The 24,728-nt window shown below is 47.0% G+C and carries 20 protein-coding genes; 10 read left to right on the top strand and 10 right to left on the bottom strand.

The window, feature by feature from the left end; genetic code table 11:
- Window positions 1–80: 80 nt before the first annotated feature.
- From D9Y29_RS23110 to D9Y29_RS23090, 5 genes are all read right to left on the bottom strand, one after another.
- Entirely contained in the window at window positions 81–272 is a 192-nt protein-coding gene (locus D9Y29_RS23110; RefSeq protein WP_127132611.1) for a YtxH domain-containing protein, read from the bottom strand.
- Window positions 273–527: 255 nt separating this feature from the next.
- Window positions 528–3,005 (bottom strand): RHS repeat domain-containing protein, encoded by a 2,478-nt coding sequence (locus D9Y29_RS23105; RefSeq protein WP_127132610.1) that lies wholly within the window; start codon window positions 3,003–3,005, stop codon window positions 528–530.
- A 211-nt stretch (window positions 3,006–3,216) separates the two neighbouring features.
- A complete protein-coding gene (gene polA / locus D9Y29_RS23100; protein WP_127132609.1) occupies window positions 3,217–6,060 on the bottom strand; it encodes a DNA polymerase I in 2,844 nt (947 codons plus the stop codon).
- A gap of 226 nt (window positions 6,061–6,286) precedes the next feature.
- Window positions 6,287–8,332 carry an excinuclease ABC subunit UvrB gene (uvrB, locus tag D9Y29_RS23095; protein WP_127132608.1) on the bottom strand — a complete coding sequence of 682 codons (2,046 nt, stop codon included), beginning with the start codon at window positions 8,330–8,332 and terminating at the stop codon, window positions 6,287–6,289.
- Window positions 8,333–8,405: 73 nt separating this feature from the next.
- Window positions 8,406–8,861 (bottom strand): methylglyoxal synthase, encoded by a 456-nt coding sequence (locus D9Y29_RS23090; RefSeq protein WP_127132607.1) that lies wholly within the window; start codon window positions 8,859–8,861, stop codon window positions 8,406–8,408.
- Window positions 8,862–9,002: 141 nt separating this feature from the next.
- Between D9Y29_RS23090 and D9Y29_RS23085 the strand changes: the two genes are divergently transcribed.
- Together D9Y29_RS23085 and D9Y29_RS23080 are read left to right on the top strand one after the other, a co-directional pair.
- The gene (locus D9Y29_RS23085) at window positions 9,003–9,638 is read left to right on the top strand and encodes a T9SS type A sorting domain-containing protein (RefSeq protein WP_127132606.1); all 636 of its coding nucleotides are present in this window, start codon (window positions 9,003–9,005) and stop codon (window positions 9,636–9,638) included.
- A gap of 372 nt (window positions 9,639–10,010) precedes the next feature.
- Window positions 10,011–10,493 carry a hypothetical protein gene (locus D9Y29_RS23080; protein WP_127132605.1) on the top strand — a complete coding sequence of 161 codons (483 nt, stop codon included), beginning with the start codon at window positions 10,011–10,013 and terminating at the stop codon, window positions 10,491–10,493.
- A 115-nt stretch (window positions 10,494–10,608) separates the two neighbouring features.
- On the opposite strand, the gene recA is transcribed toward D9Y29_RS23080, so the two are convergent.
- Window positions 10,609–11,649 carry a recombinase RecA gene (gene recA / locus D9Y29_RS23075; RefSeq protein WP_127132604.1) on the bottom strand — a complete coding sequence of 347 codons (1,041 nt, stop codon included), beginning with the start codon at window positions 11,647–11,649 and terminating at the stop codon, window positions 10,609–10,611.
- Window positions 11,650–12,102: 453 nt separating this feature from the next.
- Between recA and D9Y29_RS23070 the strand changes: the two genes are divergently transcribed.
- Complete coding sequence (locus tag D9Y29_RS23070; RefSeq protein ID WP_127132603.1) at window positions 12,103–12,969, top strand: OmpA/MotB family protein; 867 nt, start codon at window positions 12,103–12,105, stop codon at window positions 12,967–12,969.
- A gap of 113 nt (window positions 12,970–13,082) precedes the next feature.
- Here the strand turns inward: D9Y29_RS23070 and D9Y29_RS23065 are convergent, their stop codons facing one another.
- Window positions 13,083–13,763 carry an alpha/beta fold hydrolase gene (locus tag D9Y29_RS23065; RefSeq protein ID WP_127132602.1) on the bottom strand — a complete coding sequence of 227 codons (681 nt, stop codon included), beginning with the start codon at window positions 13,761–13,763 and terminating at the stop codon, window positions 13,083–13,085.
- Between the two features lie 23 nt (window positions 13,764–13,786).
- Entirely contained in the window at window positions 13,787–15,379 is a 1,593-nt protein-coding gene (locus D9Y29_RS23060; RefSeq protein WP_127132601.1) for a Na+/H+ antiporter, read from the bottom strand.
- Window positions 15,380–15,573: 194 nt separating this feature from the next.
- Here D9Y29_RS23060 and D9Y29_RS23055 point away from each other — a divergent pair, with 194 nt between their 5' ends.
- Together D9Y29_RS23055 and D9Y29_RS23050 are read left to right on the top strand one after the other, a co-directional pair.
- On the top strand, window positions 15,574–15,795 hold the full coding sequence (locus D9Y29_RS23055) for a hypothetical protein (protein WP_127132600.1): 222 nt from the start codon (window positions 15,574–15,576) through the stop codon (window positions 15,793–15,795).
- A gap of 122 nt (window positions 15,796–15,917) precedes the next feature.
- Window positions 15,918–16,382, top strand: coding sequence for an META domain-containing protein (locus D9Y29_RS23050; protein WP_127132599.1), 465 nt, complete (start codon window positions 15,918–15,920; stop codon window positions 16,380–16,382).
- A gap of 4 nt (window positions 16,383–16,386) precedes the next feature.
- On the opposite strand, the gene D9Y29_RS26965 is transcribed toward D9Y29_RS23050, so the two are convergent.
- Window positions 16,387–18,648 carry a helix-turn-helix domain-containing protein gene (locus D9Y29_RS26965; RefSeq protein ID WP_127132598.1) on the bottom strand — a complete coding sequence of 754 codons (2,262 nt, stop codon included), beginning with the start codon at window positions 18,646–18,648 and terminating at the stop codon, window positions 16,387–16,389.
- A gap of 340 nt (window positions 18,649–18,988) precedes the next feature.
- Between D9Y29_RS26965 and D9Y29_RS23040 the strand changes: the two genes are divergently transcribed.
- Complete coding sequence (locus D9Y29_RS23040; RefSeq protein WP_127132597.1) at window positions 18,989–21,355, top strand: ATP-dependent helicase; 2,367 nt, start codon at window positions 18,989–18,991, stop codon at window positions 21,353–21,355.
- A gap of 194 nt (window positions 21,356–21,549) precedes the next feature.
- Window positions 21,550–22,140, top strand: a complete 591-nt coding sequence (locus D9Y29_RS23035) for a transposase (protein WP_127132596.1) — start codon at window positions 21,550–21,552, stop codon at window positions 22,138–22,140.
- On the opposite strand, the gene D9Y29_RS23030 is transcribed toward D9Y29_RS23035, so the two are convergent.
- A complete protein-coding gene (locus D9Y29_RS23030) occupies window positions 22,141–22,500 on the bottom strand; it encodes an arsenate reductase family protein (RefSeq protein ID WP_127132595.1) in 360 nt (119 codons plus the stop codon).
- Window positions 22,501–22,598: 98 nt separating this feature from the next.
- On the opposite strand from D9Y29_RS23030, the gene D9Y29_RS23025 reads away from it, so the two are divergent.
- From D9Y29_RS23025 to D9Y29_RS23015, 3 genes are read left to right on the top strand one after another with little or no spacing between them, the layout of a single operon-like run.
- Complete coding sequence (locus D9Y29_RS23025) at window positions 22,599–23,114, top strand: RNA polymerase sigma factor (protein ID WP_277601141.1); 516 nt, start codon at window positions 22,599–22,601, stop codon at window positions 23,112–23,114.
- Entirely contained in the window at window positions 23,101–23,757 is a 657-nt protein-coding gene (locus D9Y29_RS23020) for a hypothetical protein (protein WP_127132593.1), read from the top strand. Before D9Y29_RS23025 ends, D9Y29_RS23020 begins: the two co-directional genes overlap by 14 nt.
- Window positions 23,758–23,809: 52 nt before the next feature.
- Window positions 23,810–24,682, top strand: a complete 873-nt coding sequence (locus D9Y29_RS23015) for a sugar phosphate isomerase/epimerase family protein (protein ID WP_127132592.1) — start codon at window positions 23,810–23,812, stop codon at window positions 24,680–24,682.
- Window positions 24,683–24,728: the final 46 nt, after the last annotated feature.

The following is a 24,728-nucleotide window of genomic DNA, read 5'->3' as shown; positions in this document are numbered from 1 at the left end:
AAAAATAAAAAACAGACAACCTTACGGGGTTACCTGTTTCAAAATAGGATGAGAATATATATCGGGTGTGATTAGTTTAATTAACCCACTTCCATTTCTCCGCTGAGGTGATTTTTGCGAATACTTTTTTTCACTTTTCCTGCCAGGTCATTAGCGCCATCCCTTATCTTTTTCCTTGTTTCTTTTCCTTTATCCGGGGCAAATAACAGTCCACATACGGCACCTACAGCGGCTGCAGCCATCATTCCAATAACAACATGTTTTGTTTTCATAACCTAATATTTTATCAGTGAAAAAATAGTTGTCTGCAGTAAGTTAGCCAATTTTTATGCCAAACCAGAACAGGCGGGTATTAAAAAGCTATGAAACCCTTGTGCAGGCTGGTTTTCAACTTCTCCTGCAGTTGTGTCAGGAACTGTGTAATTGATTGATGAAATACTACCACAAAATGATGAATTGCGGGTAAAAAGAACCGCCGGAACTGTGAGTGCCGGCGGCTGAATATCATTTGAATTAATTGTATTTATTTAAGATCTCGATGGTCTTCCTCCACCGCCTCCATTTCTTTCGCCACCTCCACTATTTGAGCGGCCGCTTCCCTGTGAGCGGCTGCCGCCACTTCCACTGCTTTCGCGTCTTTCCACTCTTCTTTCAACCGGAGCGTGCTGACGGGCGGGTGGCGAATAAGTTCTGCCACGGCTGCTGCTGTTGTTGCGTTCGGTTGTTCTTCCTGAGCTTCCGTTGTTAGGGCGCTCATAGGTCCTGGTGGGCCTTGTTGCTTCGCGGTTGCTGCCATTATTGGAAGGATTGTTATTGGGCCTTTCGTATACCCTTCTCACGGGCTCACGTGTGCTGCCTGGATTGGTTACACGACCGGGAGTGCCTGTCCGGTTTTCATTATTGCCGGAACTGCCGGGTGTATAATTCCTTTCGGGCCTGCCGGGACTGGATGTGCGACCGGGATTGTAAGTCCGGTCAGGACGATTGTTGATATCCCTGTTCCTGGTGGTAGGATAATCGGTCCGGTTGTTCCGGTTGTAATTAAAATCCCGTCCACCGCGGTTATTATTAGTGTTATTGTAGCGGGGATTATCTCCACGATTGTAATCGCGTCCCGGCCTGTTGATATTATTGTAATTGGGGTTGCTGGCGTAATCTCTGCGGTTGTTGTAACGATAGGTTGGCGCATAGCGCTGGTTATCGCGGGTTACCACATCACGGCGATAATTGTATACGTTCACGGTACGATTGGCGCGAACGATCACATTGCTCCTGCTACTGTAGTAACGGTTGTTGTAATAACCATATGGCCTTCCATGATAAACGGGTCTGTAACAATAAGGCGCCCTGTAATAGCGGGGACCCCACCATCCGCCGGACCAGTAGTTCCAGGGGTTGTAGCTGCCGAAACCAATACTGGCATGGAACCAACCTGAGCTAAAGTTGAAACCAAAGCCCCATCCGAACCAGGGATTGTACCTAACCCTGTAGCCCCAGGTGCAGGGGCGGGGGTAATAATAATGACCATGCCATGGGCGGTAATAATATCCGGTGCCATACACGATGGTAGGACCATAAATGAATGCATTGAGATAGCCGGGAGTGTAACCCATGTACACATAATCCGGAGCTACATCATAGATATATACGTATTTGAGATTATACACTGGATAACGGGCAGGGATAAGCGCTACTGAATATGGTCTTTCCACCGCCACTACCCATGGACCGTTTGCGTAACGTGATTGGAACCAAACGCCATTATCCACTGAATAATATCTTCCCTGCCACCTTAGTACGGAAGCTGGCGTATTCACGGCATAGGCGAGGTCTGTACCATCGATGTCTTCGAATTGAGGATCTCCATCGTAGTCTACTTCAGCGCGGGCCTTATCGCGTTCCACTCTGGCTGTTTGCGGAACTTCAGCTTCACGAAGTGCATTCTGTGCTGCATCTGTTCCGGCAACACTGGCCAGTACATTGTCTTTTGGAGAACCTTCAGAGATCTTTGCGAAATCGGCGGGCAGGTTATCGGCAGGAACATAACTCCAGGCGCCATTCAGTATTTTACTTTGAAACCAGCGGCCTGAGATCAGCACAAAGTACTGTTGACTGCTAATGTCCATGAAAATATCATCATCCGAGTTGGAAACGTAGAGCAGGCTGGTGCCTTCAACGGGAGAGAGATTGGCCTCACCTTTCGACTGGATCAGTTCCGCAGGCTCGGTGCTTACGATGATCTTGTAAATCGTGTTCTCATCTTTTTCCATCCCATTGTCTTCATTCTCGTCTTTGTTTGCTTCCTGCACTGCCTGTTCGATCTTGCGGAGATTGGATCCTACATTGGTGGTAAGCGAATAGGGCCCGTTCACGGTAGGAGCGGAGTACCAATGTTTGCCACCATAGAGATAGATCTTTCCGTCTTTGTTCTTCACGATAGTGAAAGGAGTGTTCACAACTGCTTCCACGCCCCAGTTTTCATTCTTTTTGAATTGCGGGTTGCCATCGATGGACACCAATACAGAAGGTGTATTGGTATAGATCACTTTGGGAGCTTTGTTATTGATTTCAGCGCTAAGCTGCTTTTGCTGTGTGTTCAATTGCAACGACTGCTGCAGTTGATCATAACGGAAAGAAATGTCGAGCGAAGGGATCTGCTTTTCGATCTGTTGTTTGATATCGTCCAACTGTACTTCGCTAACATCTTCAGGTAATTTCAGGGAGCTGATGCGGGCCGATGTAATATTGACCTTGTTGTTGTTGGTTTCGGTAGTGGCTTTGATCCAGGCCATTCCGAAAACGGGTTCTGATTTTCCGCTGGCGATTACCGAAACGGCAGCCCTGGCTTTGAGTGTATTGTCGGAGAATGATTCCGGCTGCCACTCATAAAGTTTGAGGTTGGCGTCCTGCGCTTGAATGGCCCTGGGCCAACTGGTTTGAGCTGTGGCGGGTTGCACCAGGGCAACTACTCCAAGAGCGCAAAGGAATGTATAAAGGAGCTTCATACCGGGGAAATTTAGGTTTTGGGAAATACCGTACTCATATTAGACCGGTCATATGGCAATTGTTTAATGCTTAAACGTCATAAACATGTTAAAACAACCGTCTGAAATGAATGCGATTTATCACTAAATCTAATCAAATTAGACGCCGGAGACTGTTAGGGGCTTGTAAATTCAAGCCCCTGATATTGTAAAGGAAAGTTAAGTATTGAATTTAGTGCGCTTCCAGCCAGTTCTTTCCTCCTCCGATCTCCGCGAGTACGGGCACTTCATTGGGCAGTGAAAGTGCTGAGCTCATACAATCCAGGATCAGAGGTTTAATGGTATCCACTTCTTCCAGAACGGCATCGAAGACCAATTCGTCATGCACCTGCAGGATCATCTTCGATTTGAATTTATTCTTTTTGAATTCGTGGTGCAGTTTGATCATCGCCAGTTTGATCATGTCCGCGGCAGTTCCCTGGATGGGCGAGTTGATAGCGTTACGTTCTGCAAATCCTCTCACGGTGAAGTTGGAGGAGTTGATATCGCGGAGCCAGCGTTTTCTTCCCATCAGCGTTTGCACGTAGCCGGTTTCACGGGCAAAGTTGATGGTATCATCCATGTATTTCTGGATATTGGCGAATTGTTTTTTGTAATTATCGATAATCTCTTTGGCTTCTGTTCTGCTGATACCGAGATTATCCGCAAGTCCGAATGCGCCCTGGCCGTAAATGATACCGAAATTCACGCTCTTTGCTTTGTAGCGCATTTCTTTGGTAACATCGGCTTCGTCTACGCCATACACTTTTGCGGCGGTGGCGGTATGGATATCCTTGCCGAGCTTAAAGGCTTCGCACATGGCGGGGTCTCCGCTGATGGCGGCCACGATGCGCAGTTCGATCTGGGAATAGTCGGCAGAGAGCAGGGTATGGCCATTATCGCGGGGAATAAAAGCCTTGCGGATCTCCTTGCCCCTGTCTGTTCGAACAGGGATGTTCTGCAGGTTGGGATTATTGCTGCTGAGACGGCCGGTAACGGCTACTGCCTGTGCATAGGATGTATGCACACGGCCCGTTTTGCGGTTGATCATCTGCGGTAGAGCATCCACATAGGTGGAGCGCAGCTTGGTGAGTTCGCGGTAGGCGAGGATGTCTTCCACGATCTTATTCTGGCCGGCGAGCTTCAACAGTACGTCTTCACCTGTTGCGTATTGACCGGTCTTGGTCTTTTTGGCTTTCGGATCCAGTTGCAGTTTGTCGAAAAGTACTTCTCCTAACTGTTTGGGAGAACCGAGATTGAATTTCACGCCAGCCTGCCGGAATACATTTTCTTCTGCCTGTTTGGCTTCTGCCTCCAGTTGCGAGGAATATTCCTTCAGGAAGTCAACATCTATACGGACTCCCTCGAATTCCATATCGGTAAGCACTTTCACGAGTGGGTTCTCCACTTCGCTGAATACTTTTTCCACTTCTTTGGCCTTGAGCAAAGGAGCGAAAACCTGTTTCAGTTGGAGGGTAACATCAGCGTCTTCTGCGGCATAGTCTGTGATCTTAGATAATTCCACGTCGCGCATATTGCCCTGGGTCTTGCCTTTTTTGCCGATAAGTTCATCGATATGAATGGGCTCATAGCCGAGGTATTGCACGCTGAGCACATCCATGCTGCGTTTGCCATCCGGTTCGATCACGTAATGGGCGAGCATGGTGTCGAAAATATTTCCTTTCAGCTCATAGCCGTACCATTTCAGTACGAGCATATCATATTTAAGGTTCTGGCCGAGCCAGGTTATTTTGGTGTTATCGAAAAGCGGAGCGAATTTTTGCAAAAGTTTTTTCGTTTGTTCCTGATCGAGAGAACAGGGAACATAATAGGCTTCACCTGTTTTGTAGGAAAAGCTCATGCCTACCAGTTCGGCGTCATTGGCATCGAGATTGGTGGTTTCGGTATCGAAGCAGATCTCGGGCTGTTCCATCAGTTCTTTGATCAATGTATCGATGGCTGCATCTTCCGTGATGGCGCGGTACTGGTGTGCAGTATTATGAATGGTTTTGCCGGCATGCAGTGCTTCTGTGCTGGGTGCGCGGTCTTCATCGGTAGACCCCTCCTCTTTTTTCCCTTTGGTTTTTGCTGCGGGCGTATCGATGGCATTACCGAAAAGATCGGTTTGAACGCCTTGTGGTGCAGCGCCGGGAATTACATTGAAGCTTTCTCCAAGAATACGTTTACCGATGGTTTTGAATTCGAGCTCAGTGAAAATTTCTGCCAGCAACTCTTTGTTGATCTCCTTTACTTTGAAATCTTCTGCGTGGAATTCAACCGGCACGTCAGTAATGATGGTGGCGAGTTTTTTGGAAAGGATGGCTGAGTTGGCCCCATTACGCACTTTTTCCCCAAGTGCACCTTTTATTTTATCTGCGTTTTCGAGTACGTTCTCAAGTGTACCGTATTCTGCCAGCAGTTTGGCGGCGGTTTTCTCTCCAACTCCGGGGATGCCGGGGATATTATCTACTGCATCGCCCATGAGGCCGAGGATATCGATCACCTGGTGCACTTCTTTGATATTCCATTTTTCGCAAACTTCCTTAGCGCCGAGGATTTCAGCATCTCCGCCCTGGTAGCCGGGTTTGTAAATCTTGATATTGCCGTCAACGAGCTGACCATAATCTTTATCCGGTGTTACCATAAACACTTCATATCCTGCTTTGGCGGCTTGTTTGCTGAGGGTTCCGATCACATCGTCTGCTTCGTAGCCATCAAATTCAATCACAGGAATGTTGAATCCACGGATGATCTTTTTAATATCGGGAAGTGCAGCCTTGAGGTCTTCCGGTGCATCCTGCCTGTTGGCTTTGTATTCTGTGAAATCAGTATGTCTTTCCGTGGGTGCCGATGTATCAAAGCAAACGGCCATATGAGTTGGCTTCTGATTGTTCAGCAGATCCAGTAATGTATTGGTGAAGCCGAACTGTGCATTGGTGTTCCTGCCTTTGGAAGTGATCCTTGGATTACGGATCAATGCATAGTAAGCACGAAATACAAGCGCCAGTGCGTCGAGAAGGAATACTTTTTGACTCATGCCGCTAAGTTAACAACAAAGGTGATCCGATTGCTCAGGAATTTAGTAAGCTTTTTGAACTGGCATTGGAAGGTTGCTGAGGGTGAAATGCGATATGGAGTTGCAATGTTTACTCAGGGAGCAGTCGCTCGCCTCCCGGCGAGTGACTTTTATTTAGTCGCCTCTGGCGACGCAATGTTCGCCGGAGGTGAGCGAGTGGGCACAGCGAAACTAAATGCAACAAACTTTACTGCTTCATCTCTTCCAGTTGTTTTTGCAGCGCGAACATTTCGTCACGCAATCTCGCAGCTTCCATGAAGTCCAGGTCCCTCGCCGCTTTTTCCATTTCTTTTTTCACCTTACCAACGGCTTTTTCTATCTGCGGAATGGTTTTGTATTCCACCTGTTCTTCAGCTGCTGCTGGGATTCTTACAATATCTTCTCCAGGCATGATCCGCAGTGGACTGTCCGGGTCATAACCCTTGATGTCGAGCACAGAGGTTTGTGCAATCACTTGTTCTTTGGACTTGGTGACGGTTCTTGGAGTAATATTATGTTCGAGGTTGTACGCGACCTGTTTTTCCCTTCTACGTGATGTTTCATCCATGGTACGTTGCATACTCTCAGTGATCTTGTCTGCGTAAAAGATCACGAGGCCATCCACGTTACGTGCTGCTCGACCTGCAGTTTGAGTGAGTGATCGTTCATTACGGAGGAAACCTTCTTTGTCTGCATCGAGAATAGCTACCAGTGATACTTCCGGAAGGTCGAGGCCTTCACGGAGAAGGTTTACGCCAACGAGTACATCGATCTCGCCAAGCCTGAGCTGGCGAAGGATCTCCACGCGCTCCAGCGTGTCAACTTCACTGTGAATATATTTTGATTTGATATTGATGCGATGCAGGTATTTGTCCATTTCCTCCGCCATGCGTTTGGTGAGGGTGGTTACCAGTACGCGGTCTCCTTTTTTCACGCGTTTATCGATCTCGTCAAGTAAGTCATCGATCTGATTTACACTTGGGCGAACCTCAATGGGGGGGTCAAGCAATCCTGTAGGCCGCACGATCTGTTCAGCCACTACACCACCAGTTTTTTCGAGTTCGTATTCACCTGGTGTGGCAGATACGTACACCACCTGGTTGGTGAGTGATTCAAATTCGTGGAAATTAAGCGGCCGGTTATCGAGTGCGGAGGGTAGACGGAAGCCGTAATCAACCAGCACCAGTTTTCGGCTGCGGTCGCCGCCATACATTCCGCTTACCTGCGGAATGGTTTGGTGACTTTCATCGATGATCATAAGATAATCATCCGGGAAATAATCGAGCAGGCAGAAAGGGCGGGTGCCCGGAATTCTTCTGTCGAAGAAACGCGAGTAGTTTTCCACGCCATTGCAATAACCGAGCTCACGGATCATTTCTACATCATAATTCACGCGTTCTCCAAGTCTTTGCGCTTCGATGAACTTGCCGGTCTTCTTGAAATATTCCACCTGTGAATTGGCTTCGTCCTGTATTTCGAAAAGGATCTGTTGAATGATGTCTTTGGGCGCGAGGTAAAGATTTGCGGGGAAGATGGCGGCGGTTTCTTTTCCTGCAATGCGTTTGCCGGTTTTGATGTCAAGCGTTTCGATGGTTTCGATCTCATCTCCGAAGAACGTGATGCGAAGGCCCTGATCGAGGTAAGGCAGGTTGATGTCTACGGTATCGCCTTTGACGCGGAAAGTGCCGCGTGTGAATTCCGTTTGTGTGCGATTGTACAATGCATTCACCAGCGCATGCAGGAAACCCTGTCGGGATATGGTTTGTCCGCGATTGATACGGATGATCCCACTTTCAAGTACTTGTGGGTTACCCATACCATAGATACAACTAACGGAAGCCACTACAATGATATCACGTCTTCCCGAAAGCAATTCAGAAGTGGCGTGTAGCCGGAGTTTGTCCAGTTCATCATTGATGCTGAGATCTTTTTCGATATAAGTATCAGACACGGGCATATAAGCCTCGGGTTGGTAATAATCGTAATAGCTCACGAAATAACCAACGGCATTATCGGGGAAAAATGTTTTAAACTCTCCGTACAGCTGGGCTACCAGTGTTTTGTTATGCGTCAGCACCAGGGTTGGACGTTGCACCTGCTGGATCACATTGGCCATGGTAAAGGTTTTACCACTACCGGTAACGCCGAGCAGCACCTGGTGTTTTTCTCCATTCTGTATGCCTTCTGTCAATTGACGGATGGCTTCCGGCTGGTCGCCCGCCGGAGGAAAGGGGGTGTGTAAATTGAATGCCATAAGTAAAATGGGTAACCGGCAAATTTACGGAGCATTTATCCGATTGCCGGAAGCTATAGAAACATTAACAAACTCAATCGATCTTTCGTTTAAGGTAGGTGGAATAATCCGGAATATTGAGCGTGTATTCAGTCTGCATCAGGGGCGATGTGAGCACAAAGTCAGCCGTGGCGCGGTCGCAGGCCATGATGCAGTTCCAGGCCATCGCGATGCGGAGCAGGGCTTTTACGTCGCTGTCATGAGGTTGTGCTTCCATGGGGTCCCAGAAGAAGATCAGTACATCGATCTCTCCGCCAGCAATCATTGCCCCGATCTGCTGGTCGCCGCCGAGCGGTCCGCTGAGCAGTTTCTTTACAGGCCTGTCGAGCTGGTCTTCCATCAATTTCCCGGTAGTTCCGGTGGCAATCAGTTCGTGTTTGGCCAATACCACTTTATTGAATTCAGCCCATTCTATGAGGTCTTTCTTCTTATTGTCATGGGCTACGAGAGCGATCCTTTTTCTAATGTTTAAGCGTCGGGTCTTGATCATGCCTAAAGGTACTGATAAGCGTCATTTTGAAGAAACTTTAACTGTTATGTAAAAATTTTGAAAGGTTTGGCTTCGTTTTCAACAGCCGCGGCACAGATATTGTGAAGAAGCTGTTCCCTGAAAATTCAAAGCTTGAAACCTATGGTCAAAAATCTGATGTTCTGTCTGTTCCTTGTATTGGGTGGTGTAGTTGCACTGCAGGGTCAGACTGTACCGGCATCAGATGAAAAGGTTGTATTAGCAGAGGGAGATGATTCTTCCGTTCAGGTGACCAACCTGGCTGCAATTGTAAAGGAGAGAACAAAAGTGTTGTTGAACTGGCGACTGGCCCGCAATGAGGGCGCATCATTTGTGGCAGTGGAAAGAAGTGTGAATGGCCGTGATTTTGAAATGGTCGCCTTATTAAAGCAACCGGCTTCGGGTGATTGGTATGAATGGGTAGATGATTCTCCGGGAAAGGGCCGTAATGCCTACCGGATCAAGCATGCGGGCAAAACTGGGGTAGACCAGTACTCGTTGATTGCTTCCACCCTGATAGCCGGAAATATTTCCTTCAAGTTTTATCCCAATCCCGTAGACAATATTCTTATCATCCGTTCCGAGCATGCTTCGGACGTGCAGATCATCGATGACCGGGGCGCAATCCGGCTCAGCCAAAGCGGTTTCCATGGATTACAGACCCTGAATGTGAGTTCCCTGGAAAGGGGGGTGTACATTTTACGCGTAAACAACCGGATTACAGGTACAATCAGCCAGGAAAAACTGCTTAAAAATTGATCTAAATCAATTCGGAGCACCTTTTTTAGGATTACCACAAAATGGTATTGCAGAAATGAAAATTCACCCTTATTTTTACCTCGGTTTTTCATAGGATATTGGATTTTAAAGCGGGGTTGAATGTCTATTCAGACCCCTTTTTTATTTCTCTGCTTTCTCTATTTTTGATCAATCATTTCCCCTCTCTAATACTGTGAAATATAGAACTACACCGCATTTGGCAGCTATCTCTTATGCATATGCGAGAAATGGATCGGTTCTGCGGATTTCTGGAAGATCGGGTTGCTGAATTGCTGTAAACTGGTTACGATCATATTCCCTTTAGCCTGGCGAGTGATGATGTTTTATCATTACATTCTAAAATTCAACAATATGAACAGGAGAAATTTTCTGTTTCAATCCGGAATGGTCGCTCCGGCGGTTTTACTGATGCCTGACCTGGTGGTGGGGGAATTACAGCAGGATGATACCGATATTGTTATTGTACAGGCTGGCGCGGGCCGTGTGCAATCATTGGTGGAACAGTTCCGTCGTTCAGGCAAGCGGTTGAAGGAATTGAGTGTAGTGCAACTAGCCTCTATCGGCTGGAATGGCAACCGGTTCCGGGTAAGTACCAAAAGCGGTTATTCATTCACGGTAAAGAAGCTGGTGATCAACAGTTCGTATATGGTAGACAGGGAGCGGGGGCTGGTATTGGTGCCATCTGCGCCGAAGACGATGGAGATCAGTTTTGAGGGGAGGGGTGAGAGCCGGACCATGCCTTATTTCTGGGCTGTGAAAGGAAAGAGCCTGCAGGAAGTACAGGTGGATAACTTCCTGAAACAGAATGTGGGGGGCTTCATGTGTGTAGCTTAGTTCTTCCTATATCTAATAGGTATAAAAAGAAAAACCAGCCAAAGAATTGGCCGGTCCTACTATTTACTAACCCATCATAAAACTATCTTTTGAATGCAGGGTTGATGGGATGCTTTTAGTTTGCGTCCTGCATTTCCTTAATTTTTTCGCGGATCTTTGTTTCGATCTCCATTGACAGCTCAGGATTATCGATGAGCAATTGTTTCACTGCATCGCGGCCCTGGCCGAGTTTATCGCTATTGTAGCTGAACCAGCTACCGCTTTTTTGTACAATTCCCAGTTCCACGCCCATATCCAGGATCTCCCCGGTTTTGGAGATGCCTTCTCCGAACACGATATCGAATTCTGCTGCGCGGAAAGGAGGAGCTACTTTATTTTTTACCACTTTCACTTTAACACGGTTACCGATTGCTTCATCTCCGTCTTTGATCTGAGCCATACGACGGATGTCGAGGCGGACAGATGCATAGAACTTCAGGGCATTACCACCGGTAGTTGTTTCGGGGTTACCGAACATCACACCGATCTTTTCACGAAGCTGGTTGATGAAGATGCAAATGGTATTGGTCTTATTGATAGTGGCGGTCAGTTTACGCAATGCCTGAGACATCAGGCGGGCCTGAAGACCCATTTTGCTGTCACCCATTTCGCCTTCCAGTTCACCTTTAGGCACCAGTGCTGCTACGGAGTCAATCACCACCACATCCAGCGCTCCGGAAAGGATCAGACGGTCTGCGATTTCGAGGGCTTGTTCACCATAGTCTGGCTGTGAGATCAGGAGATTGTCCACATCCACACCTAACTTGCGGGCGTAACCGCTGTCGAATGCGTGCTCTGCGTCAATGATGGCGCACATACCGCCTTTCTTCTGAGCTTCAGCGATGGCATGGATGGCGATGGTTGTTTTACCGGAAGATTCAGGTCCGTAGATCTCGATGATACGTCCCCTTGGGAAGCCGCCAATTCCAAGCGCTGTGTCCAGACCGATAGAACCGGTGGATACTACTTCATGAGGGTCCTGGGACTTTTCGTTCATCATCATTACACTGCCCTTTCCAAAATCCTTCTCGATCTTGTCCATGGTCAGTTTAAGCGCTTTCAGCTTTTCACTGTTGCCGCCGGTACCTGCTGCTTCTTTCTCTTTATCTTTTGACATAATGGGTGAGTTTTTAGTAGTTATTAGTAGTGATCGATTGCAATTCAAATGTAGGAGAAAAATCTGAATTGCGAACTAATTATTTTAGCAAAATGACACTAAATTTTTTGGAGGCGATATTTTCGTTGATCCTGAATATAATATTATGATCTGGTATTGCGTTTGTGCAGCAGAAAATCGTAGAGTACCAAACTGTACCACTTCATATGATGATCCCTTCTAATGGAACATGTAAATTATCAATACTACGTTGTGATGCTGTGGGTTCATTGATGAATTCAGCAATTAAAAAGACCTTAAAAAGCACACTTAACTAATTGTATAGTAACAATTTTCTTTCGTTCATTTACCTTTGGAACCCCAGTCAGGCACGATGCTTGCTAAACCTAAAATTCAACAGGCGATTGCAGTACTGCCCGGCCGGATGTTTATTTCTCATTCAAAACAATTAATATGAAGCCCAGACAAGTCTTATTAGTAGCGATGTCCCCTATCCTCCTTTACTCTTGCGTTAGTAAAAAGAAATTTGCCGCTGAGCAAGCGAAAGTAGCTGAGCTCACAGCAGCCAACACCAAACTCACAGGCGACCTCAAAGGTTGCGAAGACCTCAAAGCTGAAGCTGCCCGTAAAGCTGAAGCCCTCCAAAATGAGATCGCAGCTCTCAACAAACAAATCGATTACCTGAAAGAAAACAATACCACAGCCCTGAAACAACTGCAGGATCTCTCCGTGATCTCCAGCTCTCAGGCTGAAAGCATCCGCAAATCTCTCGACAATATGGGAGCGAAAGATGCATACATCCAAACCCTCCAGCAGCAAATGGCTAAGAAAGACAGCCTGAACATGCAACTGGTGATGAACCTGAAAGGTGCTATCGGCAACCTGGACGACAAAGACATCAACATCAAAGTTGACAAAGGTGTTGTATACATCGACATCTCCGATAAACTCCTCTTCAAAAGCGGAAGCTACGATGTTACCGATGCCGCTAAAACTGTACTGGGCAAAGTTGCTACCGTGCTGAGAAATCAACCTGATATCGAATTCATGGTTGAAGGCCACACTGACAACGTTCCTTTCTCCCGCGGAGTGCTTGTAGACAACTGGGACCTCTCTGTTAAACGTGCTACTTCCGTAGTTCGTGTTCTGCAGAAAGAGTACGGTCTGGAACCTGCAAAGATGACTGCTGCCGGCAGAGCTGAATATGTTCCCGTTGGTGGTAACGATACCGTTGAAGGAAAAGCTGCTAACCGCAGAACACGTATCGTGATCCTGCCTCAGCTGGACCAGTTCTTCCAACTGCTCGAAAAGAAACCTTAATAGCAGCAGATACTGAAAAATTTTACATATCCGGTGGTTTTGCAACTGCCTAATATTAGCAAAGGCTGTACTTCATGTGCAGCCTTTGCTATTTCTTCAGGTAAGTATCCGCGTTATCCGATCAGCATAACCAGCAGGTTCAGATCCACCTGCTCAAGCGGATGCGGCGTTCCGGGCAGCACACAAAGCCGCGCACTATTGGCGGGAAGAGCCCTGTACACAGCAATTGTTTCTTCCAGCGTTACCATCCGGTCTTTATCTCCCTGGACCAGCAGTATTTCTGTCTGCACCTGCGGGTAATCCTCTATAACCAAAGAGTTGCGGTTACCCAGGGCTGTTAGCATGGCGCCGGTTTTTGAAAGCACTTCTTTCCAGTCGTTTGGCGCATGCATCTGTTTCAATTGCTCCGCAAAGGCAGGCGCTTTTTCCAGGATCACATTTGCGTCAAAGCTGCGCTGCTGCTTGGCTGCAATGGCTTCATCCCAATGGAACTTCGTGGCCAGTGTTATCAGTTTGCTGATCCTGCCGGGATGATGCCGGGCAATATACATGCCCACATAACCACCCAGGCTGTAACCGAATACAATAGGGGATTGCAGTTGGTGTTCATCGAAAAAAGACAACACCTGTTTTGCAAAAAGTTCAATGGAGAAATCCTCACCGGGCATGGGCTCGCCGCCATGTCCGCTGAAATTGATAATATGGACCGAATAAGTTTTGCTCAGCGCATCTGCCAGCGGCTGCAATTGAGACGCAGCGCCGGTGGCGCCATGGAGTAATACGATTGACTTCATATGAAAGCGGTTAGATTTTGCCGTTATTTCCTTAGTCGTGCTTCTTCCAGGTCAAGCTCCTCCTCTTTTTTACGGATCAGTTCTTCGGGATATTGATTTTCGTGGCGCATTTTGTTCAGCTCAATCCTTCGTGCATGCACCAGTTCAATCAGCATATCCCGGTATTTTGGAAGGAACTCCGGGCGTTTTTTGAGCTCCTCTTCTTTTTCCAGTTTCCGGGCTGCGATCTCGGACATCCGTTTGTAGCGATCGCGCAGCCTGGTAAAAGCCTCGATGCCGTTGGCTTCTGAGGAATAATTGTGTTCGATATGGTCCAGCGCCACCGTAGCCAGGCGAAGACGGATCTCCTGTTCCTGCGCATGCTCATCTTCCGGCACTTCTATCTTCAGCCACTTGAGTACGAAAGGCAGGCTGAGACCCTGGATCACCAGCGTTACCAGGATCACAGAAAAAGTAATGAAGAGGACCAGGTTGCGATAGGGGAAGGCGGTGCCATCTGATAATGTAAGTGGTATCGATAATGCCGCTGCCAGCGAAACCACGCCCCTCATACCACTCCAGGCAACCAGGAAAACATTGTTGGGAGTGGGCCTCACCTCTTTAGTCCGGATCCTTTTACTGAGCATCCGCGGAACATAAGCGCCGGGATAAACCCAGAGGATCCGGATAATGATGGTAACCAAACTGATCACCACGGCATACTTGAAGGATTGCAACATAGAATTCTCTTCCAGTCCTTCCACAATTCCAGGCAACTGCAATCCAATCAAAATAAACACAACACCGTTCAGCAGGAATACAAGCGTATTCCAAACGCTTGTTGTCTGGATCCTTGTATTGTAAGAAAACACATCGTGCGATCTCCGGCTCATGAACAATCCGCCGCTCACCACTGCCAGTACTCCAGAATAATGGAAATGCTCCGCAGTAATGTACATCAGGAAAGGAGAGATCAAAGTGATGGCCGTATCGATACTTGCAGTGGTAGGAAGAAAGCGGTGAATAAGATATTCGATGAATGCGATCAGCAGTCCGATCACAATCCCCATCAGTGCAACCAGTATAAATTCTGTTCCTGCTTTCCACAATACGAACTGACCGGTAAGTATAGCCGCAAGTGCAAACCGGAAAACGATCAGCGATGATGAGTCGTTCACAAGGCTTTCCCCTTCCAGGATGGCGATGGCCCTCCGTGGCACTTTCATTCCCTGCAACACACTGGTGGCGGCAATTGCATCGGGTGGAGAAACGATGCCGCCCAGCAAAAAACCCATCGCAAGTGTGAATCCGGGGATCATGGCCTGTGCTGTGAAAGCGATGGCGGTGGATGTGAAGATCACCAGGCCGATCGATAACAAGCCGATTGGCCGCCGGTTGGCCCAGAAATCATTCCAGGAAGTATTCCATGCCGCCGAATATAATAATGGAGGAAGAAAAATGATGAAGACCACTTCCGGCTCCAGGTTCACTTCCGGAATGCCGGGCACCAGGCTGATCAGCAATCCCGCAATTACCAGGAAAATAGGATAGGAAACGCGCAGCTTCTGGCTCAACATGCTCAACATCGACACCACAAAAAGCAGTGACAGGATCAACAAAACATTATTCTGCAGCATGACTACAAGATAGAGAAATCGCAGGGAAGAAATTCAACAATCCTGTAGAATGATCACAACAAACGGGCTGTCATCCCAATTTCAACTAATATAAAGTAGTGGCCCTAATCATCTCTTTATAAACTTATTTGCCAAAACCAGGAAGGGCTTGCCACCAACTGGCAAAGCTTTTGAACCTATCCCTTAAAACGAGTATGAAACAATTATTGATAACAGCTTTACTGGCTGGAGGGATTGTTGCCTGTAACAATGCCGGTAACCCGGATTCGGATATGCGCGACAGTGCCGCCATTGAAGAAAGAAGAATGGATACCAGTCTGAACAGACCGGGAGATTCGCTCATGAATGATAGCCTGCGAATGGATAATACCAATCGTCCGATCGGAAGTGCTGATTCCATTCGTCAGAAATATTAAGCGTAGGAGTTAAAGCATCATAAACCTCCGTTGTAAACTCTCAACGGTAAAGGAACCGTCTCGGAGCAGGCGGTTTTTTTATTTACTGGCAACGAAATTGAAAGTAGTATCAAAAAGAAACCATGAGAACTCTGATCATTGCTGTGGCAGCGCTGCTTGTAGCTGGTACTGCCCCCGCGCTCACAAATTACCACTGGTACGTGGGAAAACCACGCGATTCCTACAAACCAGATACTTCCCTCAATGGACTTTGGTATTTACAACCTGCATTGCCTTCAGACACTGCTACCGGTACATTCCCTTCGTTGCATTTTAATCTGAAGACTAAAAAATTCAGCGGTAATACCGGATGCAATACCATGTCGGGGTCATTCACTTTAACAGACAGTTCATTTCAATTCAACGACAATATGCAGATCGGAAAAAAGGTATGTACGGGTTTCAATGAAGCGGCTTTTCTGAAAAGCCTGTTCATGGCTAACAGGTATACAGTTGAAGGGCCGGTGATGACGCTCTGGTTCGATCAAACAAAGTTGAGCCGCTGGACCAGGAAGCCATATAAGCGCCCTGCTATCAAAAAAGCTTAAGGTTTTAGGCTGTTTCCCTGCTTTTGTTCAGCCACTCACGGTGCTGAACAACCGCCCTGATCTCTCCAAAGCTGAAATGATCCCCCAGCTTCTCCCTGATTGCTGTGGCTGTATAACCCTCTGCAGGAGCAGATTCCAGGAGGTCCAATATTTCTTTGACCTTATCCGGATCCACAAGTTGCGTTACTGCAATATCCCCGGAGGCAATAAAAGATATGAGATGTGATTCAATGGTCCCGTTGGCAAGATTGCGCAGACTGGCAATTTCTGGGATGGTCTTTCCTTCCCGGAAAAGTTTTAAAGAGATCCGATTGGTTTCTCCTTTGACTGGTTTGTTCGATTTCTTTTCTGCTTTCGCTTCAGCGGTTTCTTCTTCCGCGGCTTTTGTGCGATGCGCTTTTTGCAGCTCTTCCACTTCCTGAAGCAGGTCGCCGGCCTTGCGGCCCTGCGTCAAACCTCCTGCGATATGGATGGCCAGTTCCAGTTCCTGCTTTTTTCTTTCAGGTAACAAACAAAGCTCATTGAGCTCCCGCACATATTTTTTGATGCGTTGCTTGATGCGGACTTCTTCAGCATGGTTGCGAATGGATTCTATCAGTTGGTCCAGCGGCTGTAAGAAGTATTCGCTGGCGGCTACAATTCTTTGCCTCAGGAATTGGAAATTATCCTGCTCTGCCATGGGAAGCAATTGTTCCAGTTGCCGCATGAACCTGCCGGCCATATCCTGGTGTTGCAATACAGTGCGGGTTATGTTTTGGCCCCAGTTGACAGCGGCATTCAGGTCTGCGAGCTGACGGTTGGTGTATTCATCATAATGGTCTTTGAAGGTCTCGGCCATTTTGGTGAAATCGAAACTTTTAACCAGTGACCGCGCTATGAACAATTTTTGTTCTTCCTCCAAAAGTTGGTGAAGCAACTCTTCCGGTTGTTCAGAACGGGTAAATTCAATGGTGCGCGATTCTGTCTGGATGCAATGTGGTTGGATCCGTGAAAAAAGGATCAGTCCTTCCAGCGAAGTCAACCGGCTGAGCGCAACATACACCTGGCCCGGTGCAAAGGAGGAGCCGGCATCGATGATGGCTTTTTCAAAAGTGAGGCCCTGGCTTTTGTGAATGGTAATGGCCCAGGCCAGCCGTACCGGGAACTGCGAGTAACTGCCCAGCTCTTCTTCTTCGATATTATCTTCTTCCCGGTTGTACTGGTAACGGATATTTTTCCAGGTTTCTTTTTCCAGTTCCATCTCATAGGCTTCGCCGGGAAAAGTAACGAAGATCTTTTCTCCTGCAATCCTGCTGATCACCGCAATCTTACCATTATAATAACGGCGGCTTTCGCCTTTGTCATTCTTGATGAACATGATCTGTGCGCCTTCCTTGAGCTGCAGCATTCTTTCTGCGGGAAGTGCTTTCTCATTGAAATCTTTGGTGATCATACCTTCGAACTCGTATGCATCACCCGGGAGCTTATTGAGTTGCTGTTGGTTGATGGCATCGGCCCTGGAATTATGTGTAGTAAGAATGATGTAATTCTCGCCCGGTTCTTGCTGGTAACCCGGACGGTAATGCTGGTGAAGTCTGTCGAGGTCCTGACTGGTAACGGTATTATTGCGAATATTATTCAGTATCCCGATGAAATCGGCTTCGTGCTGCCGATAGATCTTTTTGAGCTCCAGGTAAACCGGCGGGTGCTGGTGTAATACATGAGCATCAAAAAAGAAAGGGCTCTTATAATGTTCTTTGAGAATATCCCATTCTTCATTGCTCACTACCGGGGGAAGCTGAAAGAGATCACCAATATATAATAATTGTACCCCCCCGAAAGATTGATCAGGCTTGCGACGAACATGCCGGAGAATAAGATCGATCTCGTCCAGCAGGTCTGCTCGAAGCATACTCACTTCATCGATGACCAGCAGTTCCAGTTCACGCAGCAACTCCTTTTTGTCCCTGCTTAGTTTCAGGTTCTTCAATAATGTATTCGGATTATTGAATTGCTGATGGCTGTTCCATCCTGCCAGCGGAGAAGGAATGAAAGCGCCGAATGGAAGCTGGAAAAAAGAGTGCATGGTTACACCGCCCGCATTGATGGCGGCTACTCCTGTAGGGGCGATAATGGCCATTCTCTTATTGGTGTTCTCGCGGATATAACGCAGGAAGGTGGTTTTGCCGGTTCCTGCTTTGCCGGTAAGAAAAAGATGCCGGTTAGTCTGATTCACGAACCGGGCGGCGAGGTAAAAGAGATGGTTGGAAGTATCGGGGGACGACATATCTTTTCCACTTTCCGGCAAGATAAGTACAAATTGGTGAACAAAGTGAGATTAATTGCGTGTATACAACACCGTTATCATCAGAAAAAAACACCTTTAGAAAAAAACTTCAACTGCCGCACTTTTTCTGCCGCACCTCCAACCCCTCAGGCAAAGTGATGTGAGAAATGACGGCCTTGCAAACGTAAGCGAAACAGCCTGGCTCATCTACCGCCGTCCCATCTCTCCATACCATTGCCCAAATATGTCCTCCCGCGCCGGTACGTTTCACAGCCGCATTTCCACATCACTTTGCCGGCCATCTCTTTGCCGCCTCCTTTGTCCTTCGTAAATTGCACCCATGATTGACTACCTGAAAGGATTGAATGACAAGCAGCGCGAAGCTGTTCTCCATATAAACGGCCCCCTGATGATCGTTGCAGGCGCGGGAAGCGGTAAAACCAAAGTGTTGACTACCCGTATTGCGCACCTCATGGCCAGTGGCGTAGATGCTTTCAATATCCTGGCGCTGACCTTTACCAACAAGGCTGCCAAAGAAATGAAAGAACGTATCGAGCATATTCTCGGTAACTCCGATGCCCGTAATCTTTATATCGGTACTTTCCACTCCGTATTCGCCAGGATCCTCCGCAGTGAAGCCCATCGGCTTGGTTATCCCAATAACTTTACTATCTATGATACCGATGATGCCAAAAGTGTTGTGAAAGCAGTGATCAATGAAATGAACCTGGACGATAAGACCTACAAGCCCTCCAATATTTACAACCGTATCTCTTCCGCCAAGAACGCACTGGTAGGGCCCATCGAATATGCCAATGATTATGGATTGCAACAGGAAGACCTTCGTTCCAACCGTCCGGCTACTGCCCAGATCTATGACGCCTACGTGAAGCGTTGCTTCAAGAACGGCGCGATGGATTTCGATGACCTGTTGTTGAAATTCTATGAACTGCTCAAGCATTTCCCCGAAGCGTTGAGCAAGTACCAGCACAAGTTCAAATATATTCTGATCGATGAGTACCAGGATACCAACCCTGCACAGTATGAAGTGATCAAACTGCTCGGCGCCATGCACGAGAATGTCTGCGTGGTGGGTGATGATGCACAAAGTATCTATGGTTTCCGTGGCGCTACCATCGAGAACATTTTACAGTTCCAGAAAGATTATGAAGATGCGCATGTGGTGAAACTGGAACAGAACTATCGCAGTACACAGTCCATTCTGAATGCTGCGAATGAAGTGATCAAGAACAATAAAGGACAGATCCCGAAAGATCTCTGGACGGAAAACAGCGAAGGCGAGAAGATCCGCCTTGTCCGTACCATGACCGATAATGATGAAGGCAAGTTTGTTGCAGACACCATCCAGGAACAAAAGCTGCGCAATCATTACAGCAATAAGGATTTCGCGATCCTCTACCGCACCAACTCACAGAGCCGTGCATTTGAAGAAGCGTTGCGCAGGATGGGCATCGCTTACACCATGTATGGCGGCACCAGCTTCTATTCACGTAAAGAGATCAAGGATTTTGTGGCCTACTTGCGTGTGATCGTGAACCCGAAAGATGAAGAAGCGCTGAAACGTATCATCAACTATCCTGCAAGAGGCATCGGCAAAACCACTATCGACCGTGCTTTGCTGGTGGCCAACAACCAGGATATTTCCATGTGGGAAGTGCTGGAACAGGCGCAGATTTTCGGTTTCAAGAGCAATACCCTGGAAGCGATCGATGGTTTTGTGACCATGATCAAAAGCTTCGCCAGCATGCTCAAAAACCAGAACGCTTCCGATGTGGCGGTGCATGTAGGTAAGCAAACCAATCTCGTTAAAGAACTTTTCAACGATAAAAGTACAGAAGGCGTTGCCCGCTACGAAAATATCCAGGAGTTGCTCAACTCAATCAAAGAGTGGGTGGAGAGCCCCGACGTTGATGAAACAGGTGAAGTAACAGATAAAGGTCTTGGCGCTTATCTGCAACAGATCACCCTGCTCACCGATGCAGACGATAAAGATCCAAATGCCGATACAGTAAAGCTGATGACCATTCACGCAGCAAAAGGACTGGAGTTCTCCTGTGTGTTTGCCGTGGGACTGGAAGAAATGCTCTTCCCCAATGCCATGAGCATTAACAGCAAGGAAGAACTGGAAGAAGAAAGACGATTGTTCTATGTAGTTGTAACCCGCGCCAAAGCAAGGCTCTGGGTCACTTATGCCAATACACGTTATCGTTTCGGTCAGCTCGTGCAAAACGAACCAAGCCGCTTCATCGATGAATTGCCTGATCAGTATATGGACCGCAGTTTTGCAGGAGGCGGCGCGCGCAACCAGGGCAGTGGTTGGGGAAGTGGCGGCAACAGCGCCTATGATCGTATGCATCGCGGTGGCGGTGGATGGGGCAGTGGCAACTCAGCCAAAGACGCAGAAAAATTATATGGCCCTCCTCCGTCAAAAAAGCCAGCTGTACCTTCTTATGTAACACCAAAACCCGCAACATCCAAAGTAGTGGAACATAAGCCAAGTGAAGATTTTGTTCCCAGCGATATCTCTGCACTGGCGGAAGGAAATAAAGTGGAGCACCAGAAATTCGGATTTGGCCAGGTGATCAAGATCGAAGGATCTGCACACAATCCTGTTGCTACGATCAAATTTGATCAGAACGGAGAAAAGAAGATCATGTTGAATTATGCAAAACTGAGGATCCTCTAAAATCAAATGCTAAAAAGTTCATCATACAGCCCGGTTGTTTTCCACAACCGGGTTTTTTTATGAAAGCTGATTTTACAGTATGATGATAAAAATATCCGATATTTAAGACCTTCATTTTGCTGCACAGCCTTTAGAATCGTAACTTTAAAGATGACCCCTGGACCAGTTACTATGTGCTAAAAAAAGTAATGGTCATGAGTGAAAAAAAGGAACAAAAAGCTGATTCGCAGGCTTGTTCATATATTACCTTCAATGTTGTTGATTGGGTGGATATTTTCGTTCGTCCTGTTTACAAGCAGATCATCGTTGACGAGCTGAATTGTTGTATCGTATCCAAGGGGCTGATCGTATATGCCTGGTGCCTGATGAGCAATCATCTTCACTTACTGGCCAGGAATAGCGACCCTGGCGGACTGACGCGCATCGAAAGGGATTTCAAAAGAGTAACTACCAATAAGATCCTTGAAGCGCTGGAAGATGAAACCGATCTCCGCAAGGATTGGATGCTCAGTCGATTTGAACAATGCAGTCACAATCTCAAACGCATCGAGAAGTTCCAGGTCTGGCAAACCTGCGTTAATCCTTCCTTTATAGATTTCAAAGAAGTGTTCAAGCTCAAGGAAAAAGTATTGCATATCCATGAGAATCCTGTGCGCGACGGCATTGTAGACAAACCGGAGAGCTATAAATTTAGTTCCGCGCGGGATTATGCCGGAGAGAAAGGCCTGGTGCGGACAACTGTGATCGATTTCAGGGAATTACTGAAACAAATGATCAGGACCTGATCATAATTGCTCCACCGCTTCTTTGAGCGCCGCCAGATTTTTCTTATCGTTCCCCACAAATATCTTTTTCCCGATAATGGCTACCGGCCGTTTAAGGAAAGTATATTCTTCCAGGATCAGGTCCCGGTATTCTTTCTCGGTCAGGCTTTTGTCTTTCAAGCCCAATTCTTTGTATTTCAGGGCGCGGCGGCTGAAGAGCGATTCATAAGAGCCGCTGAGCGCTTTCATTTCATCGATCTGTGCCGGGGTGATCTTTTCTGTCTTGATATCCTGTATTTCAAACCCTTTCAGGCCAACTTTAGTGTCTTTTATGATGGCCTGACAAGTAGTGCAGGTGCTTAGATGGTAGAATTTTTTCATCATTTCGGATTAGAGCCGCAAAAATAGGGGGAGCGCTGTAATATTTTTATAGCATGATGCGACCTATTTGGTATCTTTTCGCCAAAACCAATTAAAGTTTGCACCCGAAGCCAAACCCGGATGAGTTTTTAACATTGGTAAACCAGCACAAGGGCATGTTACATAAAGTCTGTAACCTGTATTGTGCCACGGATTACGACAAACAGGACCTGTTCCAGGAGATCGTTATTCAGTTGTGGCGGGCTTATCCCCGTTTTCGCGGCGACTCCAAGTTCAGCACCTGGTTATACCGGATTGCCCTGAACACCGCAATCTCCGATCTCAGAAAACAAAAGAACCTTATCAAAAGCGTAGAACCTGATCTGCTTCCTACAGAGATCCAGGATATTCAGTACAACAAAGACAAAGAAGAAAAACTCGCACAGCTTTACAAAGCCATTCATCAGCTTCCTGAAATTGAAAGGGGTATTGTAATGCTGTACCTGGACGACAAGAGTTATGAAGAAATGGAAGAAATCCTCGGTATCAATCAGAATAACCTTCGTGTGAAAATGAACCGTATCAAAGAAAAATTACGTAAACTCACTAAAGCTGTAGAACATGGAGTTGGATAGCCTTAAAGAAATCTGGAAAGACCAGGACAAAGGCATGGACCGATACCCGGATAGTAACTCAGAGATCCTGTCCATGTTAGGGAAGAAGTCGCAGAGCCCGGTAGCCAAGATCCGTCGCAACCTGCTCTGGGAGCTCATCTCTATAGTGGTGATCTATGTTGCCTTCATCGCGTATTATGCTTTCTCGAGGCGCGGTCAGTACTGGGAGATCGCAGTGATGCTGGGCCTGGTTGGTATCGGGTTTGTTTTTTACTACTATCATAAGAACAAATTACTTAAATCCATGCAGCGGGTAGACGTTGAAGTGAAATCGAACCTGCAGACACAGCTATCTACCCTGGAAAAATATGTTCGATTTTATTTTATCGCAGGCACATTGCTCACTCCATTACTGTACTACCTGACAGGTCTCATCATACTTTATAAAAGCAAATCTCATCAGTTTTCAGCAGACGTGCTGTCAGACAGGGTTCAACCAATGCTTAATACTGTTCAGGACCATCAGTACTTCACCGAGTTCCTGATCGGGGGTGCGGTGGTGACCTTCCTGATCTACTTCGCCAACAAATGGTATATCAGAAAACTGTACGGTCAGCATATCAGCCACCTGCGTGAATTGCTGCGCCAGATGGACGAAGTCTGATCCACTTTTCTTCGGAATATCTTTGTATCTTGATTGCCTAATCACGTATGACATGAACACACGCAGGCAATTCCTGAAACAATCATCCATTTTCACTGCTGCCATGTTTGTTATGCCGGAAGATGCTTTTTCGCTGGCCCGCAAACGTTATGGTGTGCAATTGTATACTCTTCGTAAAGAACTCGACGCAAACCCTGCCGAAACCATCATCTCCGTTGCCAAACTCGGTTATACCGATGTGGAAACCTACGGATACAATAATGGAAAATGGTTCGGATTCACAGTTGACGAATTCAGGAAATTACTCAAAGCCAATAAGCTCACATCCACATCAGGCCATACTTTCGGAGGACAATTCTTCCTCACAGATACGAATTGGGAAGAAAAATGGAAACAGGCGGTACGGGATTCCAAAGCCATCGGCCAGGAATTCATTGTAGTTCCTTATCTCGACAATAATCATCGCAGTATCGATACCTACAAAAAACTGGCGCCATTACTCAACAAAGCAGGAGAAATGGCAAAGCAGGGCGGTCTGAAACTCGCGTACCATAACCACGATTTTGAATTTGCAGTGCAGGATGGTCAAACAGGCTTCGATATACTTACCGCCAATACCGATCCGGCGCTTGTGAGCTTTGAACTGGATATCTACTGGGCTACAAAAGCCGGTCACAATGCCATCGATCTTTTCAATAAATATCCCGGAAGATTCACGATGTGGCATGTAAAGGATATGGACAATACGCCTGAGAAGAAATTCACGGAAGTGGGAAATGGAGTGATTGATTTTACTTCGATATTCAAGCAGGCAAAACTGAGTGGAATGAAGTACTGGTTTGTGGAGCAGGATATTTGTCCAGGTTCACCATTGGATAGTATTAAAACCAGTATAACGAATTTGCGGGAGCGGATTTTGAAATAATATCAGCGTGTTGCAGTCGCTCGCCTCCCGGCGAGTGACCTGTATT

This window comes from Pseudoflavitalea rhizosphaerae (genome assembly GCF_003991355.1).
Lineage (GTDB): Bacteria > Bacteroidota > Bacteroidia > Chitinophagales > Chitinophagaceae > Pseudobacter > Pseudobacter rhizosphaerae.
This window is presented reverse-complemented; position numbering and strand designations above follow the sequence as displayed.

Excerpts from the sequence above, each read along its gene's own strand:
- D9Y29_RS23110 (WP_127132611.1), bottom strand. The coding sequence starts at position 272 with ATGAAAACAAAACATGTTGTTATTGGAATGATGGCTGCAGCCGCTGTA.
- D9Y29_RS23105 (WP_127132610.1), bottom strand. The coding sequence starts at position 3,005 with ATGAAGCTCCTTTATACATTCCTTTGCGCTCTTGGAGTAGTTGCCCTG.
- polA (WP_127132609.1), bottom strand. The coding sequence starts at position 6,060 with ATGAGTCAAAAAGTATTCCTTCTCGACGCACTGGCGCTTGTATTTCGT.
- uvrB (WP_127132608.1), bottom strand. The coding sequence starts at position 8,332 with ATGGCATTCAATTTACACACCCCCTTTCCTCCGGCGGGCGACCAGCCG.
- D9Y29_RS23090 (WP_127132607.1), bottom strand. The coding sequence starts at position 8,861 with ATGATCAAGACCCGACGCTTAAACATTAGAAAAAGGATCGCTCTCGTA.
- D9Y29_RS23085 (WP_127132606.1), top strand. The coding sequence starts at position 9,003 with ATGGTCAAAAATCTGATGTTCTGTCTGTTCCTTGTATTGGGTGGTGTA.
- D9Y29_RS23080 (WP_127132605.1), top strand. The coding sequence starts at position 10,011 with ATGAACAGGAGAAATTTTCTGTTTCAATCCGGAATGGTCGCTCCGGCG.
- recA (WP_127132604.1), bottom strand. The coding sequence starts at position 11,649 with ATGTCAAAAGATAAAGAGAAAGAAGCAGCAGGTACCGGCGGCAACAGT.
- D9Y29_RS23070 (WP_127132603.1), top strand. The coding sequence starts at position 12,103 with ATGAAGCCCAGACAAGTCTTATTAGTAGCGATGTCCCCTATCCTCCTT.
- D9Y29_RS23065 (WP_127132602.1), bottom strand. The coding sequence starts at position 13,763 with ATGAAGTCAATCGTATTACTCCATGGCGCCACCGGCGCTGCGTCTCAA.
- D9Y29_RS23060 (WP_127132601.1), bottom strand. The coding sequence starts at position 15,379 with ATGCTGCAGAATAATGTTTTGTTGATCCTGTCACTGCTTTTTGTGGTG.
- D9Y29_RS23055 (WP_127132600.1), top strand. The coding sequence starts at position 15,574 with ATGAAACAATTATTGATAACAGCTTTACTGGCTGGAGGGATTGTTGCC.
- D9Y29_RS23050 (WP_127132599.1), top strand. The coding sequence starts at position 15,918 with ATGAGAACTCTGATCATTGCTGTGGCAGCGCTGCTTGTAGCTGGTACT.
- D9Y29_RS26965 (WP_127132598.1), bottom strand. The coding sequence starts at position 18,648 with ATGTCGTCCCCCGATACTTCCAACCATCTCTTTTACCTCGCCGCCCGG.
- D9Y29_RS23040 (WP_127132597.1), top strand. The coding sequence starts at position 18,989 with ATGATTGACTACCTGAAAGGATTGAATGACAAGCAGCGCGAAGCTGTT.
- D9Y29_RS23035 (WP_127132596.1), top strand. The coding sequence starts at position 21,550 with ATGAGTGAAAAAAAGGAACAAAAAGCTGATTCGCAGGCTTGTTCATAT.
- D9Y29_RS23030 (WP_127132595.1), bottom strand. The coding sequence starts at position 22,500 with ATGAAAAAATTCTACCATCTAAGCACCTGCACTACTTGTCAGGCCATC.
- D9Y29_RS23020 (WP_127132593.1), top strand. The coding sequence starts at position 23,101 with ATGGAGTTGGATAGCCTTAAAGAAATCTGGAAAGACCAGGACAAAGGC.
- D9Y29_RS23015 (WP_127132592.1), top strand. The coding sequence starts at position 23,810 with ATGAACACACGCAGGCAATTCCTGAAACAATCATCCATTTTCACTGCT.